General features: G+C 67.3%; 18 protein-coding genes and 1 pseudogene. 9 read left to right on the top strand and 10 right to left on the bottom strand.

The window, feature by feature from the left end; translation table 11 throughout:
* Nucleotides 1–126: 126 nt before the first annotated feature.
* On the bottom strand, nucleotides 127–1410 hold the full coding sequence (locus tag DID98_RS13420) for an MFS transporter (protein ID WP_124520976.1): 1284 nt from the start codon (nucleotides 1408–1410) through the stop codon (nucleotides 127–129).
* A gap of 86 nt (nucleotides 1411–1496) precedes the next feature.
* Complete coding sequence (locus DID98_RS13415; RefSeq protein ID WP_124520974.1) at nucleotides 1497–1718, bottom strand: hypothetical protein; 222 nt, start codon at nucleotides 1716–1718, stop codon at nucleotides 1497–1499.
* Between DID98_RS13415 and DID98_RS13410 the strand changes: the two genes are divergently transcribed.
* Nucleotides 1717–1995 carry a hypothetical protein gene (locus DID98_RS13410; protein ID WP_185500433.1) on the top strand — a complete coding sequence of 93 codons (279 nt, stop codon included), beginning with the start codon at nucleotides 1717–1719 and terminating at the stop codon, nucleotides 1993–1995. The two genes, DID98_RS13415 and DID98_RS13410, sit on opposite strands and share 2 nt — an antisense overlap.
* A 139-nt stretch (nucleotides 1996–2134) precedes the next feature.
* Here DID98_RS13410 and DID98_RS13405 read toward each other — a convergent pair whose 3' ends face one another.
* Entirely contained in the window at nucleotides 2135–2290 is a 156-nt protein-coding gene (locus DID98_RS13405; protein ID WP_124520972.1) for a DUF3309 family protein, read from the bottom strand.
* Nucleotides 2291–2501: 211 nt separating this feature from the next.
* On the opposite strand from DID98_RS13405, the gene DID98_RS13400 reads away from it, so the two are divergent.
* The 6 genes from DID98_RS13400 to DID98_RS13375 all read left to right on the top strand — a co-directional run bounded on the left by DID98_RS13400 (nucleotide 2502) and on the right by DID98_RS13375 (nucleotide 8085).
* Nucleotides 2502–3176, top strand: coding sequence for a histidine phosphatase family protein (locus DID98_RS13400; protein ID WP_124520970.1), 675 nt, complete (start codon nucleotides 2502–2504; stop codon nucleotides 3174–3176).
* A gap of 20 nt (nucleotides 3177–3196) precedes the next feature.
* The gene (locus DID98_RS13395; protein ID WP_124520968.1) at nucleotides 3197–4228 is read left to right on the top strand and encodes a phosphotransferase; all 1032 of its coding nucleotides are present in this window, start codon (nucleotides 3197–3199) and stop codon (nucleotides 4226–4228) included.
* Between the two features lie 58 nt (nucleotides 4229–4286).
* Nucleotides 4287–5051, top strand: a complete 765-nt coding sequence (locus DID98_RS13390; protein ID WP_044848813.1) for an SDR family oxidoreductase — start codon at nucleotides 4287–4289, stop codon at nucleotides 5049–5051.
* A gap of 7 nt (nucleotides 5052–5058) precedes the next feature.
* Nucleotides 5059–5817, top strand: coding sequence for an SDR family NAD(P)-dependent oxidoreductase (locus DID98_RS13385; RefSeq protein WP_124520966.1), 759 nt, complete (start codon nucleotides 5059–5061; stop codon nucleotides 5815–5817).
* Nucleotides 5818–5855: 38 nt separating this feature from the next.
* The gene (locus tag DID98_RS13380) at nucleotides 5856–7100 is read left to right on the top strand and encodes an acyl-CoA dehydrogenase family protein (protein ID WP_124520964.1); all 1245 of its coding nucleotides are present in this window, start codon (nucleotides 5856–5858) and stop codon (nucleotides 7098–7100) included.
* A gap of 79 nt (nucleotides 7101–7179) precedes the next feature.
* A complete protein-coding gene (locus DID98_RS13375) occupies nucleotides 7180–8085 on the top strand; it encodes a LysR family transcriptional regulator (protein ID WP_124520962.1) in 906 nt (301 codons plus the stop codon).
* 45 nt (nucleotides 8086–8130) lie between these two features.
* On the opposite strand, the gene DID98_RS13370 is transcribed toward DID98_RS13375, so the two are convergent.
* From DID98_RS13370 to DID98_RS13355, 4 genes are all read right to left on the bottom strand, one after another.
* Nucleotides 8131–9258: a molecular chaperone DnaJ gene (locus tag DID98_RS13370; RefSeq protein WP_124520960.1), complete on the bottom strand. Its 1128-nt coding sequence runs from the start codon at nucleotides 9256–9258 to the stop codon at nucleotides 8131–8133.
* A 115-nt stretch (nucleotides 9259–9373) separates the two neighbouring features.
* Nucleotides 9374–11740 carry a DNA polymerase II gene (locus tag DID98_RS13365; protein ID WP_124487115.1) on the bottom strand — a complete coding sequence of 789 codons (2367 nt, stop codon included), beginning with the start codon at nucleotides 11738–11740 and terminating at the stop codon, nucleotides 9374–9376.
* A gap of 251 nt (nucleotides 11741–11991) precedes the next feature.
* Nucleotides 11992–13596: an EAL domain-containing protein gene (locus DID98_RS13360; RefSeq protein ID WP_124520958.1), complete on the bottom strand. Its 1605-nt coding sequence runs from the start codon at nucleotides 13594–13596 to the stop codon at nucleotides 11992–11994.
* A gap of 468 nt (nucleotides 13597–14064) precedes the next feature.
* Nucleotides 14065–14367 carry a hypothetical protein gene (locus DID98_RS13355; RefSeq protein WP_124520956.1) on the bottom strand — a complete coding sequence of 101 codons (303 nt, stop codon included), beginning with the start codon at nucleotides 14365–14367 and terminating at the stop codon, nucleotides 14065–14067.
* Between the two features lie 395 nt (nucleotides 14368–14762).
* Here DID98_RS13355 and DID98_RS13350 point away from each other — a divergent pair, with 395 nt between their 5' ends.
* On the top strand, nucleotides 14763–15053 hold the full coding sequence (locus tag DID98_RS13350; protein WP_124520954.1) for a transcriptional regulator: 291 nt from the start codon (nucleotides 14763–14765) through the stop codon (nucleotides 15051–15053).
* A 53-nt stretch (nucleotides 15054–15106) separates the two neighbouring features.
* Nucleotides 15107–15358, top strand: coding sequence for an energy transducer TonB (locus DID98_RS13345; RefSeq protein ID WP_124520952.1), 252 nt, complete (start codon nucleotides 15107–15109; stop codon nucleotides 15356–15358).
* On the opposite strand, the pseudogene DID98_RS13340 reads toward DID98_RS13345, so the two are convergent.
* The 3 genes and pseudogenes from DID98_RS13340 to DID98_RS13330 form a co-directional block, all read right to left on the bottom strand.
* A pseudogene (locus tag DID98_RS13340) lies at nucleotides 15343–15553 on the bottom strand (hypothetical protein); the annotation flags it as partial. The gene DID98_RS13345 and the pseudogene DID98_RS13340 overlap by 16 nt on opposite strands.
* Before the next feature lie 149 nt (nucleotides 15554–15702).
* Nucleotides 15703–16137: a hypothetical protein gene (locus tag DID98_RS13335; protein WP_044845476.1), complete on the bottom strand. Its 435-nt coding sequence runs from the start codon at nucleotides 16135–16137 to the stop codon at nucleotides 15703–15705.
* A gap of 323 nt (nucleotides 16138–16460) precedes the next feature.
* On the bottom strand, nucleotides 16461–17819 hold the full coding sequence (locus tag DID98_RS13330) for an NAD(P)/FAD-dependent oxidoreductase (protein ID WP_124520950.1): 1359 nt from the start codon (nucleotides 17817–17819) through the stop codon (nucleotides 16461–16463).
* Nucleotides 17820–17901 lie beyond the last annotated feature (82 nt).

Genomic DNA, 17901 nt, shown 5'->3' with positions numbered 1-17901 from the left:
TTGCGGCGTCACGCACCGGCGAGCTTCGCTCGCGGTGCGTGATGACGGCGATCAGGGCAGGTCGGGACAATCCACGCCGAGCAGGACCAAGCCCGATACCGCGCGGCGAACCGCCGCCACCCCGCGTCAGCGTGCCGACGGCGCGGCCGGCGCTTCGGCGAGCGACGGCGTCGATGCCGACAGCGCGCGATCCGGCCGGATCCGCAGCGCGGCGACGATGCCGATCAGCAGCATCGCGACCGACCCGACGAACGGCACCGTCCAGCTTCCGGTGTGGTCGACGAGATAGCCGAACAGGATCGGCGACAGGATCCCCGCAATCGCGGAACCCGCATTCATCATCCCGCTCGCGATGCCCGCGTGCGTCGGCGCGATATCGCTCGGCACGGCCCAGATCGGCCCGATCGTCAGTTCGAGGCACAGGAACGACCCGGACAGGCACAGCGCGATGCCGGCCGTCGAATGCACGAACGCGAGCGGCAGCATGCAGGCGAGCGCGCCGGTGAAACTCGCGACGATCACGCTCTGGCGCGACAGCGCGAGGTTGCCGGTCTTGCGGTAGATGCGGTCGCACAGCCAGCCGCCGAGCGTGTCGCCGACGACGCCCGCGAAGAACACGCCGGATGCGAACAGCGCGGTGGACTTCAGGTCGAGGCCCTTGCCGTTCAGGAAGAACGTCGGCAGCCACGTGAAGAACAGCCAGGCGGTCCAGCCGTAGCAGAAGTACACGAAGATCGTCGGCGCCATCCGGCGGAACAGCGGGCCCCACGGCGTCGGGCCCGGCGCCGGTGCCGGCCGGGCGGCGGCAGCGGTGCGCGTACGGTTGTCGCCGCCGTCGCCGAGCGGGTACTCGCGAAAGCCGGCGATCCACCAGACGAGCCACACCAGCGTGACGGCGCCGATCACGAAGAACGCCGCGCGCCACGACAGCCACGTCATCAGCGCGGCGACGATCGGCGGCGTGACCGCGTTGCCGAGCCGCGAGAACGAATGCGTGAAGCCCTGCACGACGCCGCGCCGTTCGCGCGTGAACCAGTGCGTGATCGCGCGGGCCTGCGCGGGCAGCGTCGCGCCTTCGCCGATCCCGAGCAGCAGGCGCGCGGCGAACAGCAGCGCGAGGCTGTGCACGAGCCCGGTCATGAAGGTCGACGCAACCCAGATCAGCCCGCAGCCGATCAGCGTGATGCGGGCGCCGAAGCGGTCGGCGATCCAGCCGCCGAAGATCTGGCAGATCGCGTACGAATACGCGAACGCGGAGAACGCGATGCCGAGTTCGGTGTTCGACAGCCCGAGTTCGGCCTTGATCGCGCCGGCCGCGGTCGCGAGGTTCACGCGGTCGACGTAGAGGATGAACGAAAGCGCGCACAGCAGCCACAGCGTATGGCGTCGTTGACGGTGATCGGTCGGCATGTGTCTCACTCCATTCTCGTGCGCGTCGTTGCAATGACGCCGCGTTCACTGGCCGGGCCAGCATCGCGCGCCGGAGGAGGCATCGTCTACTGAATCTTTTCGATCAATTGATAACCTGCGGTGTTCGGTTTCGCCGCGTTCGGGTGCCGGCTCGGGGCGCCATGCGGGTTTTCCACGAACGGTTGCGGCATGATGCGGGATGGCCGCGCACGGACACGACGCACGGCATGGGTCGAACGTGTTTCGACGCCGGTGCCGTCATGATGCAGTGACGCCGCGCAATCGCACAGTCGGGAATGGACGGACATGGAACAACGGCTTTCACGCCACCGGGACAACCGCTTCTGGCAACTCCAGCCGGTGAAATGGTGGATCCAGGGGCACGGCCGCGACGGCTATTCGTTCCGGCTGCTGCTGATGCCGCTGGTTGCCGCGTTCGTGCTCGAGTTCGTGTGCGTGATGCTCGACGCGCCGTTCAGCGCGCTCATCGTGATTGGTGTGATGACGCTGTTCCTCGGAATCGCCGGGTATTACGGCGCGAAGCGCGAATGGCTGGTGCCGTCCGGCCGCCGCACGCGCTCGTGAAGGCGCGTACCAAGCAGGCGGCCGAGCGATCTATCGGCTCGCCATTGCCGGCTTGGCGTTCATCGCGGGCGTTTGTAAAGAAGCCACGGCGCGCGGACCGAACGACGCGTGCCTGTTGAACCGGCACGCGTCGTCACACTCAGATGTGGCCCAGCAGCACGAGTATCACGACGACGACGACGATCAGCCCGAGGGAGCCCGATGGCCAGTAGCCCCAGCTTCGGCTGTGCGGCCACGCTGGAAATGCCCCGATCAGCAGCAGAATCAGAACGATGATAAGGATTGTACCGAGCATCGCACCCCTCCTGAATTTGTTCGACATGACGGTGCCTGGTGGCGCAATTCCCGTGCCGCAGTGCACGGCCGTCGGCGCAACCCGGCGAAAGCGCACTGTTTGGATACCGGGAATTCATGGGGTGAATAGCGTCCGATTCAGAAAATAAATTTCAAAAATGCAGACCCGGTCGCTATGCTGACCCTTCGGTTTCCCCTCAGGCGGGCAGGCAATGGCTGAACTCTTTCTGGTACGGCACGGGCAGGCGTCGTTCGGCACGGACGACTACGACCGGCTATCCGCGGCCGGCGAGCAGCAGGGCGTCTGGCTCGGCGAATACTTCGCGGGGCAGGGCCTGACGTTCGATCGCGTGATCTGCGGCACGATGAACCGGCATGCGCAGACGGTCGCCGCGATCCTGCGCGGAATGGGCCGCGACGGCGTGGCGGTCGACCGCCATCCCGGCCTGAACGAATACGACTTCCACGGGCTGTTCGCGGCGGCGGCGAACGACTATCCGGAGATCGCGCGGCTTGCGGCCGGCTCGATGAAGGAGCACTTTCGCGCGCTGCGGCAGGTGCTGCACCTGTGGGCCGACGACAGGCTCGGCGACACCGCCCCCGAAACCTGGGCGCATTTCCAGCAGCGCGTCGCCGACGCGCGCGCCGCGATCCGCGGCGGCGGCAGCCAGCGCGTGCTCGCGGTGAGCTCCGGCGGCCCGATCGCGGTGACCGTGCAGCAGGTGCTCGCCGCACCGCCGTCGAGCGCGATCGCGCTGAACCTGCAGATCCGCAACAGCAGTCTTTCGCAGTTTTTCTTCAACGCCGAAGCGTTCCACCTCGCGTCGTTCAACGGCATCCCGCATCTCGAGGATCCCGAACGGCACACGTGGCGCACCTACGGCTGACCCCACGAACGATCGCGACGATGACGAAGCCTTCCCAGCCCCTCGACGTAGCCCGCCTCACGCGCTATCTGGAAGCGCACGTGCCGGGTTTCGAAGGCCCGCTCGACATGGAGAAGTTTGCCGGCGGCCAGTCGAACCCGACCTTCCTGCTGCACGCGAAGAGCGGCCGTTACGTGCTGCGCCGCCAGCCGCCCGGCGAGCTGCTGAAATCCGCGCATGCCGTCGATCGCGAATTCCGCGTGCTGAGTGCGCTGTCGGGCACCGCGGTGCCGGTCGCGCATCCATATCACCTCTGCGAAGACCGCGACGTGATCGGCAGCCTGTTCTACGTGATGAGCTTCGAGGACGGCCGGATCTTCTGGGATCCGGCGCTGCCGGAGCTGCCGAAGGCCGAGCGCGCGACCTGCTACGACGCGCTGCTGCGCACGATGGCCGCGCTGCACGACGTGGACGTCGACGCGGTGGGCCTTGCCGACTACGGCCGCCCGGGCAACTACTTCGAGCGCCAGATCGGCGTCTGGACGAAGCAGTATCGCGCGGCGGAAACCGAGCGCCTCGACGCGATGGAGACGCTGATCGACTGGCTGCCGAAGGCGTGCCCGGCGGACACCGGCCGGCCCGCGCTGGTGCACGGCGATTTCCGGATCGACAACCTGATGTTCGCGCGCGACGGCTATCGCGTGCAGGCCGTGCTCGACTGGGAACTGTCGACGCTCGGCAACCCGCTCGCCGATCTCGCGTATTTCTGCATGTGCCTGCGCCTGCCGTCGGGCGGCCAGGTGCGCGGGCTCGCGGGCCAGGATCGTGCGGAACTCGGCATTCCTGACGAAGCGGCGATCGTCGCGCGCTATTGCGAGCTGCGCGGCATCGAGCCGATCCGCGACTGGCATTTCTATCTCGCGTTCAGTTTCTTCCGGCTCGCGGCGATCGCGCAGGGCGTGAAGGCGCGTGCGCTGCAGGGCAACGCGTCGAGCGAGCAGGCGCTGCGCGTCGGCGCGATGGCCGGCCGGCTGGCCGAGATGGCCGTCGACGTGATCGACGCGCAGCGCTGACCGCGACGGAAGCGCCGCGCGGCGGCACGACAACACATCAATGGAGGAGCACAGCAACATGGCAACGAATCTGTTCGACCTGACGGGCAAGATCGCGCTGGTGACGGGCGCGAGCCGCGGCATCGGCGAGGAAATCGCGAAGCTGCTCGCGCAGCAGGGCGCGCACGTGATCGTGTCGAGCCGCAAGCTCGACGACTGCCAGGCGGTGGCGGACGAAATCGTCGCGGCGGGCGGCCGCGCGGAAGCGCTGGCGTGCCACGTCGGGCGGCTGGAGGACATCGCCGCGACGTTCGAGACGATCCGCGGCAAGCACGGCCGGCTCGACATCCTCGTGAACAACGCGGCCGCGAATCCGTATTTCGGGCACATCCTCGACACCGATCTCGCCGCGTACGAAAAGACCGTCGACGTGAACATCCGCGGCTACTTCTTCATGTCGGTCGAGGCCGGCAAGCTGATGAAGGCGCAGGGCGGCGGCGCGATCGTCAACACCGCGTCGGTGAATGCGCTGCAGCCGGGCGACCGGCAAGGCATCTACTCGATCACGAAGGCCGCGGTCGTCAACATGACGAAGGCGTTCGCGAAGGAGTGCGGGCCGTTCGGCATCCGCGTGAACGCGCTGCTGCCGGGCCTCACCAAGACGAAGTTCGCGGGCGCGCTGTTCGCCGACAAGGACATCTACGAAACCTGGATGACGAAGATCCCGCTGCGCCGCCACGCGGAGCCGCGCGAGATGGCCGGCACCGTGCTGTATCTCGTGTCCGATGCGGCGAGCTACACGAACGGCGAATGCATCGTCGTCGACGGCGGCCTGACGATCTGAGCGCGCGATGAAAATCGACAGCTATGCCGGGCAGGCCGTGATGATCACCGGCGCCGCGAGCGGCTTCGGTGCGCTGCTCGCGAGCGAACTGGCCGCGATGGGCGGGCGGCTCGCGCTCGGCGACCTGAACGAAGCGGCGCTCGAGCGCGTGGCCGCGGGGCTGCGCGCAGCCGGCGCCGACGTGATCGCGCAGCGCTGCGACGTGCGCGTCGAAGCCGACGTCGCGTTGCTGGTCCAGGCGGCGGTCGCGGGCTTCGAACGGCTCGACGTCGGCATCAACAATGCCGGCATCGCCCCGCCGATGAAGGCGCTGATCGATACCGACGAAGCCGATCTCGACCTGAGCTTCGCGGTGAACGCGAAGGGCGTGTTCTTCGCGATGAAGCACCAGATTCGCCAGATGCTCGCGCAGCGCGAAGGCGTGATCCTGAACGTCGCGTCGATGGCCGGGCTCGGCGGCGCGCCGAAGCTGGCCGCCTATGCGGCGTCGAAACACGCGGTGGTCGGGCTCACGAAGACGGCCGCGCTCGAATACGCGCGCCACGGCATTCGCGTGAACGCGGTGTGCCCGTTCTACAGCGCGACGCCGATGGTCACCGACAGCGACCTCGGCGCGCGCCAGGACTTTCTCGCGCAGGGCTCGCCGATGAAGCGGCTCGGCCGGCCCGAGGAAATCGTCGCGACGATGCTCACGCTGTGCGCGAAGGAAAACACCTATCTGACCGGGCAGGCCGTCGCCGTCGACGGCGGTGTCTCGGCCTTCTGAACCGAACGAACGGAAACCGGAATCTCGAGGAGTCGATCATGGACTTTGGCTACACCCCGAAAGTGGAAGAATTGCGCGAACGCGTGCGCGCGTTCATGGACGCGCACATCGTGCCGCGCATTCGTCAGTGGAACGAAGAAGTGCATGCGGGGCAGTATCCCGTGTCGTTCATGGAGGCGCTGAAGGAGCGCGCGAAGGCCGAAGGCCTGTGGAACCTGTTCCTGCCGCACCTGAAGGCCGACGAGCCGGGCACGGCCCTGACGAACCTCGAATACGCGCCGCTCGCCGAGATCATGGGGCGCGTGAGCTGGGCGTCGGAGGTGTTCAACTGCAACGCGCCGGACACCGGCAACATGGAATTGCTGCACATGTTCGCGACGCCCGAGCAGCGCGAACAGTGGCTGCTGCCGCTCTTGCGCGGCGAGATCCGTTCGGCGTTCGCGATGACGGAGCCCGACGTCGCATCGTCGGACGCGACCAACATCACGACACGCATCGAGCGCGTGGGCGACGAGTACGTGATCAACGGCCGCAAGTGGTTCATCACGAACGCCGCGCACCCGAACTGCAAGATCTTCATCGTGATGGGCAAGACCGATCCCGAAGCGGAATCGCACCAGCAGCAGAGCATGATCCTCGTGCCGCGCGACACGCCGGGCGTGACTATCGTGCGCAACATCACGGTGGTCAATCACTACGCGCCCGAAGGGCACTGCGAGATCACGTTCGACGACGTGCGCGTGCCGGCGCGCAACCTGCTCGGCGAGGAAGGCAGCGGCTTCGCGCTCGCGCAGGCGCGTCTCGGGCCGGGCCGCATCCACCACTGCATGCGTTCGATCGGCGCGGCCGAGCTCGCGCTGGAACTGATGATCGACCGCGCGCAGTCGCGCGAGGCGTTCGGCAAGCCGCTGAACCGGCACGGCACGATCGGCGAATGGATCGCGCGTTCGCGCATCGAGATCGACCAGGCGCGCCTCCTGGTGCTGAAGGCCGCGTGGATGATCGACAAGGTCGGCGCGAAGGCGGCGCGCAAGGAAATCTCGATGATCAAGGCGCTCGTGCCGACCGTCTATACGAACGTGTGCGACCGCGCGATGCAGGTGTTCGGCGCGGCGGGCCTGAGCCCCGACACGCCGCTCGCCGACCTGTGGACCTGGGGCCGCGCGCTGCGCTTCGCCGACGGTCCGGACGAGGTGCACCTGCAGGCGATCGCGCGCATGGAGATCAAGGACGCCGTGCGCGGCTCGACCGAACCGTACCTGACGCGGCCGCCGCGCGGCTGAGCGGCGCACCGCGCGAGCCGGCGACGTGGGCGAACGGGAGACGCACGCCGTATTAAGATGCCGGCAAGGAGATCCGGCGATGCGCCTTTCGAAGATTGATCTGAACCTGTTCGTCGTATTCGAGGCGATCTACAACAAGCGCAACCTGACGCGCGCGGCCGAGGTGCTGAACCTCACGCAGCCGGCCGTCAGCAACGCGCTGGCGCGGCTGCGCAAGACGCTGAACGATCCGCTGTTCGTCAGCACGCCGGCCGGGATGATGCCGACGCCGATGGCCGAGAACATCGTCGGCCGCGTGCGCGAAGCGCTGCAGCTGCTCGATTCGAGCGCGCACGAAGGCGACGTGTTCGACCCCGCTTCGTCCGCGCGCGTGTTCCGGTTGAGCATGAGCGACCTGACCGAAGCGCTGCTGCTGCCGGCCCTCGGCGAACTGCTGCAGACGCATGCGCCCGGCATGCACGTGCGCAGCTACACGATGGACCGCCGCGAAGTGGCGACCGCGCTCGCGAACGGCTCCGTCGACATCGCGATCGACGCGCCGCTGATCGGCGACCCGCACCTGCACCAGGCGCTGCTCGTGCGCGACCGCTACGCGTGCATGATCCGCGACGACCACCCGTTCAAGGGCGACACGCTGACCCTGGACGACTACCTGTCGATGGGGCACATCCACGTGTCGAGCCGCCGCAAGGGCAGCGGGCACGTCGATGCCGAACTGACGCGGCTCGGGCTGCGCCGCAACATCCAGATGCGCGTGCAGCACTACATGGTCGCGCCGCTGATCGCGATGCGCGGCGACCTCGCGCTGACGGCGCCGCTGCGGCTGCTGCAGCGCTACCCCGCGCGGATTCTCGAACTGCCGTTCGAGATGCCGGGGCTCGAATATTTCTGCTACTGGCATCGCAGCGCCGATCAGGATCAGGGCAGCCAGTGGCTGCGAGAGCAGCTGATGACGCTGATGGGCGGGATCGGCGAGTCGCCGTGATGCGACGAAGCGTGGGCGCCGCGCGCCGGCCCACGCCGGCTTCGCTCAAAACGAATCGTCGTCGAAGCGCGACGATACCGGCCGGCGTTTCATGTCCTTCAACCAGTCCCTGACGTAGTCCGGATCCTCGAACTCGCGCAGCGCGACGGTCAGGTCCTGGTTGCCGCGCTGCATGCCGGCGATGTCGCGCGCGAGCATGCGGATCACGGTATCGGGCGCGATCTTGACGGACGACGCGATGCCGTAAGTACGCCGGAAATCGTTCTCGACGTGCCGGATCTCCTGATCGAGCTCGCGCAGCTGTTCCTCGAGGATGCCGTTGTAGCGCGTGAGCCGTGCTTCGCTCAGGCCGTCGATCGCGCGTCGGTCGATCTGTTCGATCTCCAGCTGCAGTTCCAGCAGTTGCAGCAGATTGCCCTTCGCATACGCGTGGTTGACCCGCTGCATCAGCACGGTCTTGCGCTGCTGTTCCTGCGGATCGGTTTCGCGATCGGGATGCAGCGCGCTGGCCAGCTTGCGATAGATCTCACGGATCGACTTGCTCGATTCGGCCTGCTCGGCCTCGCGCTTCGCCTGCGCGGCCGACTGCTTCGGCGCCTTCTTGCGCTTCGCGCGCTGGGCCTCGCGGGCCGCGTGAGCGGCCATGTCTCGCTCGAACTGGGCGTCGAGTTCGGCCTGCATCCGCTCGGCGAGCTCGTCGGGTGACAGCGTGTCGAGATCGTCGGCCGGCTCCGTGGCGGGCATCGGCTGCGGCTCCCGCTTCATCGGCTCGGGATCGGCCACGGCGCTGCCGGCGTCGTCGGATGCGCGATGGCGGTTGTAAATGACCCTCAGCGCCGCGTCGTCGCTGACGTTCAGCAAGTCGCGCGCCATGTCGGCGATCAGGTCGGACAGCATGCGCTGCTCGGCCTTGCTCAGGCCCTTCTGCAGGAACGCATCGTCGAGCAGATGGATCAGCCTGATCCGCAGCGCGGTCGCTTCCTGTTCGAGCGGCAGCAGCCCGTCGACGAATTTCTTCTGGAAGGCCGGCGTGACGGCTTCCCATGCGCCCAGACGCTCGCGCCGCTTTTCGATGTGCTTGACGAGCGTATTGAAGGTTTGCTGGGCTTGGGACAGGCTGGCTGTCTCGTGACCGGGCGCGATGGCGACCGCGGCACCGCGACGTGCGGTCATGATGAAGGTCCTCCGGCCGCGGCGGGAGGCGCGGCAGGCCGGTATTTTAGCCGTCATCGCCGGGTCCGGTGGCGAGACGGTCGGCGCGGGCAGCCGCGCTCGCCGCGCATCGCGCTCAGAACAATTGCCCCTGCCCGGAAATCACGCGTTCGAAATCGTCGCGCAGGAACGGCAGGATCGCATCGGCGACCGGCTGCAGCTGGCGGCTCACGTAGAACGCGTAGTCGATCGGCGAGCGCATCGTTTCGAGCGGTTCCGGGCCGGCCGTCGTCATCACGTAGCTGATCCAGCCGCCGCGCTGGTACTGCAGCGGCCGGCCGCGCGCCTGGTTGAATTCGTCGGCGATCCGCGCGGCACGCACGTGCGGCGGCACGTTGCGCTGATATTCGCTCAACGGCCGGCGCACGCGCTTGCGATAGATCAGTTGCGCATCGTATTCGCCGGCGAGCGTGCGCCGCACGTAGTCGCGAATGAAATCCTGGTACGGCTCGCGCTTGAACACCCGCCGGTAGAGTTCGCGCTGGAATGCCTGCGCGAGCGGCGTCCAGTCGGTGCGCACCGTTTCGAGCCCCTTGAACACGAGGTCCTCGCCGCCGTCCGCCGCGCGCGCGAGGCCCGCATAGCGCTTCTTGCTGCCTTCTTCCGCGCCGCGCACGGTCGGCATCAGGAAGCGCCGGTAATGCCGCTCGTACTGCAGTTCGAGCGCGCTTTCCAGCCCGAAGCGATCGCGCAGGTGCGCCTGCCACCAGCGGTTCACGTGCTCGACGAGCGCGCGGCCCTTCGCGCCGGCCGCGTCGTCGTCGTGTTCGCGTCCGAGCCACACGAAGGTCGAATCGGTATCGCCGTAGATGACTTCGTAACCCTGCGCCTCGATCAGCTCGCGCGTGCGGTGCATGATCTCGTGGCCGCGCATCGTGATCGACGACGCGAGGCGCGGATCGAAGAACCGGCAGCCCGTCGAGCCGAGCACGCCGTAGAACGAATTCATGATGATCTTCAGCGCCTGCGACAACGGCGCGTTGCGCTGGCGTTTCGCTTCGTCGCGGCCTTCCGACACGCGCCGCACGATGTCGGGCAGGCAATGCGCGGTGCGCGAGAAGCGCGCGCCGAGAAAGCCGGGCACCGACGTGTCGTCGCCCGGATGCGCGAGCCCTTCGATCAGCCCGGCCGGATCGATCAGGAACGTGCGGATGATCGACGGATAAAGGCTCTTGTAGTCGAACACGAGCACCGAGTCGTACAGGCCGGGTCGCGAATCCATCACGAAGCCGCCGGGGCTGTTCTGGCCGGTCACGTCGCCGAGGTTCGGCGCGACGTAGCCGAGCCGGTGCATGCGCGGCAGGTACAGGTGCGTGAACGCGGCGACCGAGCCGCCGGTGCGATCGGCCGCGAGGCCCGTGACGGTCGCGCGTTCGAGCGCGAAGGACAGCAGGTCGGCCTTGTCGAAGATGCGCGTGACGAGTTCGCAGTCCTTCAGGTTGTAGTGCGCGAGCGCGGGCTTGTCGTGGTCGAAGCGGCGCTGGATCTCGTCCATCCGCTGATACGGATTGTCGATCGACTTGCCTTCGCCGAGCAGCGACTGCGACACGTATTCGAGGCTGAACGACGGGAACGTCCACGTCGCCGATTTCAGCATGTCGATGCCGTCGAGGATCAGGCGGCCGGCCGCGCCCGCGAAGAAATGGTCGGGCTGCTGCCCGTGCGCGCGCCACTCGAGCACGCTGCCGCCGCGCCCGAGCTTCAGCGGCACGCCGTATTGCTCCGCGTGCGCATGCAGGATGCGCAGGTCGAACTGCACGAGGTTCCAGCCGATCACCGCATCGGGATCGTGTTCGTCGAACCAGTCGTTGAGCCGCGCAAGCATGTCGGGCCGGCTGTCGCAGTAGTCGAGCTTGAAGTCCGCGGCGCGCGCGTCGCCGTTCGGCGGGCCGAGCATGTAGACCTGCCGCTGCCCGCAGCCTTCGAGCGCGATCGAATACAGCTCGCCGTGGACGCTCGTCTCGATGTCGAGCGATACGCAGCGCAGCGCGGGACGATAGCCGGTCGCGGGCTTCAGTTCGCCGTCGGTCAGCGTGCCGTCGCGGCCGGCCGTGCCGCGAAACTGCACGGGCGCCGTGATGAAGCGCTCCATCGTATAGCGGTCGGGCGGCTGCACGTCGGCTTCGTAGACGTCGACGCCGGCCGCGGCGAGGCGTTTCTGGAGTCCGGACAAATGGCGGTAGCGGCGGCAGTAGAGGCCGGCCACCGCGCGCTGGCGGAAGTCGCGCAGCGCGAGCGGGCGCAGTTCGGCATCGCGCTCGCCGGCCAGCGTGCGTTCGGCGAGCGCACGCTGCTCGGCCGGCACGAACGCGACGGCTTCCTGCGGGCGCAGCCGCACGCGGCGCGGACCGTGTTCGGTTGCCAGCCAGAACTCGATCTCGATGCCGGACGCGGTGTCCCGCCAGTGGCGGGTGAGGATGAAACCCTGCTCGAACGCAGTCAAGACACTTGCTCGTCGTGGATGCCCAGGCGGCGGATTTTAGCGCTTCTCGCGCGGTTCCCGCCGAAGCGGCGCCGCTGGCATCGGGTGGCAGGACGCGGCGCCGGATCCGCCACGTGGTGCGCGTTGCATCGACCGCGTGAAGCAATCGGCGTCGCGCGCAGGCCGGATGACGTTCGGGCGGTACGCATTCGTCTGTCGAGTGCGCGAGCGCGTCGTCCGGCAACTGCGGCAGTGTTGCCGCAGCGCGGGCCCTAGGCCGGCATCGGCGCGAATTCCCGCTTCAGGTCTTCCGGTCGCTGCGGTCGCTGGTACAGATAGCCCTGCGCATACTGAATCCCGACCGCATGCAGCGCGCGATGCTGCTCCTCCGTCTCCACGCCCTCGGCAATGATCTTCAGGCCGTAGTGGTGCGCGACGGCGGCGATCCCTTCGATCAGTTTCGCGTTGCCCGTCGTCAGCCGGGAGATGAACTGTCGATCGATCTTCACGTAGTCGAACGGAAAGCGCGACAGCATGTCGAGGTTGCTGTGGTGCGTGCCGAAGTCGTCGATCGCGAACTTCGCGCCTTTCGCGCGCAGCGTGGCGAACATCTCGGTGGTGCGCGGATTCTTCTCGAGCAGGATGCGCTCGGTGACTTCGAGCACCAGCGTGCAGCCCGGCGGAAGCCGGCGGATCGCGTCTTCGACGACGGACACGAAGCGCGCGCGTTCGAGATCCTTCGGCGCGACGTTGATCGCGACATGCAGCGGCATCGACGGCGCGAGCGCGGACAGTTCCGAGATGGCCGTGCGCAGCACGAATTCGGTCACCTTCGGCAGGATCGTGCTCGATTCCACCTGCGGGACGAACACCGCCGGACTGATGGGCCCCCATTTCGGATGCTGCCAGCGCAGCAGCGCCTCGACGCCGACGGTCCTGCGCGTTTCGACATCGACGATAGTCTGATAGACGACATGAAACTCGTTGCGCTTCAGCGCATTGCGAACGGCCTTCAGCAACAGCCGGCGCGGCGCCATCGCGAGCAGGTACGCGGCCGCGACGAGGCCGTTGACCAGCAGCGCGATCGTCACGCAGATCAGTCCGTAGCGCCGCTGCACCTGCGAAACGTAGGGTTCCGACGAGGTGACGGAGACCGTGAACGGCCAGGCGCCCGACGCGATCGTGCTGCCGGTGGGCGGCGCCGCGCCGAACGGCGGCACGAACGCGCCATGCTGATCGATGCTTCCGGCGCCTTCGATCGACAGCGTGGCCGTTTCCGCCCCGAAGCGGGTGCCGTGCGCGAGCATGTCCGCCAGATAGTCGCCTTCGACCACATAGAGGACGCCGGATTCGGGCGCGGTCGCACGAAACGCCGCCAGCACCGGAACGCGATGCTGAAACGGCGTTTGCCGAAGCAGCGTGATGGCCGTCATCCCCGGCTCGGGCGCGTGAATGTATGCGGCGAGCGGGACGTCGATCGCGCCCAGTGCCGACGAGCATGTGACGCGACCGTCGTTCGCCAGCCCGACGGCCCGAAGATAGCGCAGGTGAGTGCCTACTTCGGCGAGCGTCCTGAAGATCGTCATGCAGGGTCGCCCGACCAGCGCGTCCAGCTCGGCCGGGTGACGCGAGCGAATTCCGTCGAGAATGCGGTCGACCGATATCACGATGTCGTTCGCGACGACGCGTTCGTGCTGCGCGATCGCGTCGCGCGCCAGGCGCCCGGCAACGACGAGCGCGACCACGAACACGAGGATGCAGACGATCAGGGCAAGCGGGAAAACGACGTGCGGCCACGCGCCGCTGCGCTGGAATGCGGGCTTCGGGGGCAGTGCGGGCGCGGCAGGTCCTCGGGTCGTACTTGTTGTTGTGCGCATGAGAATGCAGATCGAACCGGTCGATGGATAGACGCGATGCGTTCGCCGTGCCTGGCCGAGGCACCGCGGCTCGCGCCGATATCGGGACGCAAAGCGATTCTACGCTCGCGAAACGCACGAAGCGGCATCGCGGCGGGGCGCTGGATTCGAGGCGCTTCTCCGTAACATACCCCGACCACGCATGTATATCGGTATCGCACACGAAAAAAAACCGGCCGCATCGGTGAGCGGCCGGGACAGAAGACACCGTCTCTTGGCACGAGGATGGTGCGCGGCAAGTATAAGGCGTGCAGCCCTCGATTACGAAATATTGATATTCAAAAATCGCGTAATTTCTTGATTGATGCTTGCGGGGAAATATTTGCATCGCGCGTCACTTCCGGCGATCCAGGCATCGGCGCGCCTTGAACGAGGCCCAACCCGCTTGCTGCGGGTTGTTCCAGCGCGTGCATCGGCGACAGCAGCGCTTCAGAAATCGTCGCGCATCTTGTGGAGCAGGTCGCGGGGAGATTGATGCGTGTCCACGGCGGTGAGGACGTCGGTCAGGAACCACGGCAGGTTCAGCTGCGTGTCGGGATCGCCGACGCACACGCGAATCGGCGGCGCTTTTGATGCAGCGCGGGAGCCGGGCGCCGTGCCGGCGGACGTGGAGGAGGACGGTACGCAGTTTTTCGCTTGCTGCGGGACCGGCGACGCGGCACTGCCGGCGAGTGCCGGCAAGCTGGTGGCGGCGAGCAGGATCAGGAGGGCGAACGGGGTGGCGCGTTTCATGTGACTCTCCGGCGATGCACGTTCGACACCGTCGGCGAATCCTAGTTCGGCGTCGTCGGGGGCGATTGGCTTTCAGCGTTCCGGCCCCGTGCGCGACGACATGTGCATGCCGAAGCGACCGCGCGGCTGCCGCGCCGGTTCGACCTCGCCCGCACCGGATCGATCGTTCAAACGTCAAGAATCGTTTGGATCTCCGGCAGACGCTTGCGGTGCGGAATGCGCTCCTTTATCGTGCCGCCACGACGGCGCCGATACAGGGCGTCGAGTCAGTTCGCAAAGGAGCATTCGTCATTACCGCATTCAATCGTCGCACGCATGTTCGTGCCTTTCTCGTCGCATCGGTCGCGTATCTCAACCTGGCTCATCCCGCGTCGGCGGCCTACACGGAATCGTGGATGAGCGATCATGACGTCAACGCGTACGCGCAGCAGGTCAAGCATCCGCCCGTGGCGGCGAGCAGTGCGGCGGCCGTGAAGCCGGGGCGGCAAACCGTTCGTTCGCAATCACAGTCGCAGTCGAAGGCGCCGGTCGCGGCGCATGCCGGCGCGAAACCTGCGCCGAACGCACACGCGGCCCCCGCGAAGACCGGCAAGGTTCGACATGCGGCCGGCGCCGAGCCGAAGGCGCACGTCGCCGCGAAGCCGAAGGCGGCGCCGGCACACATGAGCACAGCCGCCCGGCATTGACGCGGCGCGCACAACGGCGATAACCGTAGCATTCGACGATCGGGGAGAACTTCATGTCGCTGATGGATCGCCTGTTGTCACGCGGTGTGCAGACTCTCGCGTCGAGAAGGCGCGTGATCGTGCGGGTCTGGCTCGACGAGCAGGGGCGCGTCCGCGATCTCAAGGTCAGGCGCAGTTGCGGCGACGCCGCGCTCGACGCGAAAGCGCTGCACGCAATTGCGGTGATGCGCTTCCCCGGCGGTCACCTCGGCTCCGGCGGGAAATCGGCGAAGCGCTGGCACGATCTCGATTACCCGGTGGACTGACGGCGCGTCACGGACACCCGTAACGGCGCTTCAATTCCGCGTACCGCGTAGTCGTAGAAGTGACTGCCCGCGGCGATCTTCGCGCCGTCGCACGCCGCCTGGAATTCCATCTCGCGCTCGTTGTAAAAGCATCATCTTCACGATGAGCCGCGAGCCATTGCGATACACGTCCCATCGCATGTTCGCGGCCATCGCCGACATCCGGTCGCCGGGCAGGATCGGTCGAGCCTGGAAGTGTTGCAGGCCGCCTTGACGGCGGAATGTCGGAATTCGGTCGGGCAATCGCCGGCATCGCGCCGGCTCGCGACCGGCCGGCGCGAGCCGGCCCGTATGCGGTGCTCGGCTCAGTGCACGCCTGCCGATGCGATCGAGCGCATCGTGTCGGTGATGCGCACGCAACGCGACAGGCCGAACGTCTCGGCTTCGCGGCGTTCCGGTTCGCTGCTCGCGACGGCCACCGCGCGCTCGGGCGGCACGCCCAGCGCTTGCAGCGCGACGTCGAACGGATGCTGATTTGCTACGGAGTCCTGCTGATTGGCGTCGGTCACGACGACCGAGAAGCGGTCGAGGTTCGCGCGGCCGAACTGGCCTTCGAACATGTCGCTGAGGCGGGCGGCCGGCAGCGTCGTGACGAGACCGAGTCGATATCCTTGCTCCGACGCGCTGTCGAGCCACTGGATGATCGCATCGCGCTGGTTGCGCGATTCGTGCGAATCCGGTGTCGCTTCGATCTGCGCGAATGCGGCGTCGAGACGGGTGACGATGGCTTCGATGACCACGGTGATTCCTCTCCTGAGACGTGACGGTCCGTTCGCGGACGGGAATGCCCGACACCTTAGCGTCGATCCGGAAATTGCAACCAATTAATATTTATAGCCGACTCATAGGGTTTGACTGATGAATCGGGCGGCGAGCCAGTACCGGCGCGGGATGCACGCGATCCATGCGTTCGGGACGAATGGCATCGTATCGATGGCGTTCGATGTGACGCACCCGACGCATGCGCGATATGAATGCACCGGATGTGTGCACATGAAAAAACGGCGTATCGGGCGAGGTGCGCCCGATACGCCGTCTTGCGATGCCGCGTGGCCGTCGACGCTCAGTGCAGCTTGATCGACGGCTGGTTGCGGCTTTGCAGCCAGTGGCTCAGCGACTGGAACAGCGCGCGCTTCAGTCCGTGCACGCTGAACAGGTGCTTGCGGTACAGGAACTTGTACAGCCCGATCGCGGCGAGCCCGTCGACGATCAGCGAGCGCGAACGCATGCCGAGGTCGGCCTGATAGACGGCACCGGCCTGGCCGAGCGACACGACGGTGCCCGCGTCGCGGAACGTGAAGCCCGCCACCGGCTTGCCGGCGAGGCGCCGCGCGAGCGCTTCGCCCAGGTACACGGCCTGCTGGTGCGCGACCTGCGCGCGCGGCGGCAGGAAGCCGCCCGCGTCGGCCGACGGGCACGCGGCGCAGTCGCCGAACGCGTACACGTGCGGATCGTCGGGCGTCTGCAGCGTGCCGGTCACGATCACCTGGTTCGACCGGTTGAGCGCGATGTCGCCGAGTTCCCGCAGCATCGCGGGGCCCGCGACGCCGGCCGCCCAGATCGTGATGTCGCTCGCGAGCCGCTCGCCGGCCGCGGTCGTGACCGCGTCCGCGCCGACTTCCGCGACGCGCGTGTCCGTCAGCACGTCGACGTTCAGCGTGCGCAGTTGCGCGTGCATCTTGGCCGACAGCCTTGCGTCGAGCGCAGGCAGGATGCGCGGGCCGCCTTCGATCAGCCGGATGTGCACGTCGCGTGCGGACACCAGCGCCTTGAAGCGATACGTCGTCAGCTGCTGGATCGCATGGCGCAGCGCGGCGGCCAGTTCGACGCCCGTCGCGCCCGCGCCGATCACGTTGATGCAGATCGGCGCGGCGCGCCGCGCCGGCTGCTGCTCGGCCAGGTGGTTCGCCTTCGTGCACGCGGCGAGGAACTTGCGGCGGAAGTCCTCGGCCTGGTCGAGGTTTTCGAGCGGCAACGCGTGGCGCGCGGCGCCCGGCACGTTGAAGAAATTCGTCACGCTGCCGACGGCCAGCACCAGGTCGTCGTAGCCGAGCTCGCGCTGCGGCAGGATCTCCGTGCCGTCCGCGTCCTGCACCGCGGCGATCGTCGCCGTGCGTGCCGCGCGGTCGACCCGCTGCAGCGCGCCCTGCACGAAGCGGAAGCCGTGGCGCTTCGCCTGCGCCGCGTATTCGATCGTGTGCGAGGCCGGATCGCGATGGCCGGACGCGGCTTCGTGCAGCAGCGGCTTCCAGAAGTGCGTCGGATAGCGGTCGACGAGCACGACGTCGGCTTGCCCGCGGCGGCCGACCGTGTCGCCGAGGCGCGTGGCGAGCTGCAGGCCGCCGGCGCCGCCGCCGACGATCACGATGCGCGGCACGCGCGGTGCGCGATCCGTTGCAGGGGTAGGCGTGATGGTGTCCATGTTGTGGCTCCCGCTGATGACGATTCGGATGACATTGCTCAAGAACCGACGATATAGTTTTGAACCTACGCGAACAATTTAA

It is taken from the genome of Burkholderia sp. Bp8984 (assembly GCF_003853755.1).
Classification (GTDB): Bacteria; Pseudomonadota; Gammaproteobacteria; order Burkholderiales; family Burkholderiaceae; genus Burkholderia.
This window is presented reverse-complemented; position numbering and strand designations above follow the sequence as displayed.

Bases quoted from the DNA above. Each gene is read 5' to 3' on its own strand.
- DID98_RS13420 (WP_124520976.1), bottom strand. From the start codon at position 1,410: ATGCCGACCGATCACCGTCAACGACGCCATACGCTGTGGCTGCTGTGC.
- DID98_RS13410 (WP_185500433.1), top strand. From the start codon at position 1,717: ATGGAACAACGGCTTTCACGCCACCGGGACAACCGCTTCTGGCAACTC.
- DID98_RS13415 (WP_124520974.1), bottom strand. From the start codon at position 1,718: ATGTCCGTCCATTCCCGACTGTGCGATTGCGCGGCGTCACTGCATCAT.
- DID98_RS13405 (WP_124520972.1), bottom strand. From the start codon at position 2,290: ATGCTCGGTACAATCCTTATCATCGTTCTGATTCTGCTGCTGATCGGG.
- DID98_RS13400 (WP_124520970.1), top strand. From the start codon at position 2,502: ATGGCTGAACTCTTTCTGGTACGGCACGGGCAGGCGTCGTTCGGCACG.
- DID98_RS13395 (WP_124520968.1), top strand. From the start codon at position 3,197: ATGACGAAGCCTTCCCAGCCCCTCGACGTAGCCCGCCTCACGCGCTAT.
- DID98_RS13390 (WP_044848813.1), top strand. From the start codon at position 4,287: ATGGCAACGAATCTGTTCGACCTGACGGGCAAGATCGCGCTGGTGACG.
- DID98_RS13385 (WP_124520966.1), top strand. From the start codon at position 5,059: ATGAAAATCGACAGCTATGCCGGGCAGGCCGTGATGATCACCGGCGCC.
- DID98_RS13380 (WP_124520964.1), top strand. From the start codon at position 5,856: ATGGACTTTGGCTACACCCCGAAAGTGGAAGAATTGCGCGAACGCGTG.
- DID98_RS13375 (WP_124520962.1), top strand. From the start codon at position 7,180: ATGCGCCTTTCGAAGATTGATCTGAACCTGTTCGTCGTATTCGAGGCG.
- DID98_RS13370 (WP_124520960.1), bottom strand. From the start codon at position 9,258: ATGACCGCACGTCGCGGTGCCGCGGTCGCCATCGCGCCCGGTCACGAG.
- DID98_RS13360 (WP_124520958.1), bottom strand. From the start codon at position 13,596: ATGCGCACAACAACAAGTACGACCCGAGGACCTGCCGCGCCCGCACTG.
- DID98_RS13355 (WP_124520956.1), bottom strand. From the start codon at position 14,367: ATGAAACGCGCCACCCCGTTCGCCCTCCTGATCCTGCTCGCCGCCACC.
- DID98_RS13350 (WP_124520954.1), top strand. From the start codon at position 14,763: ATGAGCGATCATGACGTCAACGCGTACGCGCAGCAGGTCAAGCATCCG.
- DID98_RS13345 (WP_124520952.1), top strand. From the start codon at position 15,107: ATGTCGCTGATGGATCGCCTGTTGTCACGCGGTGTGCAGACTCTCGCG.
- DID98_RS13330 (WP_124520950.1), bottom strand. From the start codon at position 17,819: ATGGACACCATCACGCCTACCCCTGCAACGGATCGCGCACCGCGCGTG.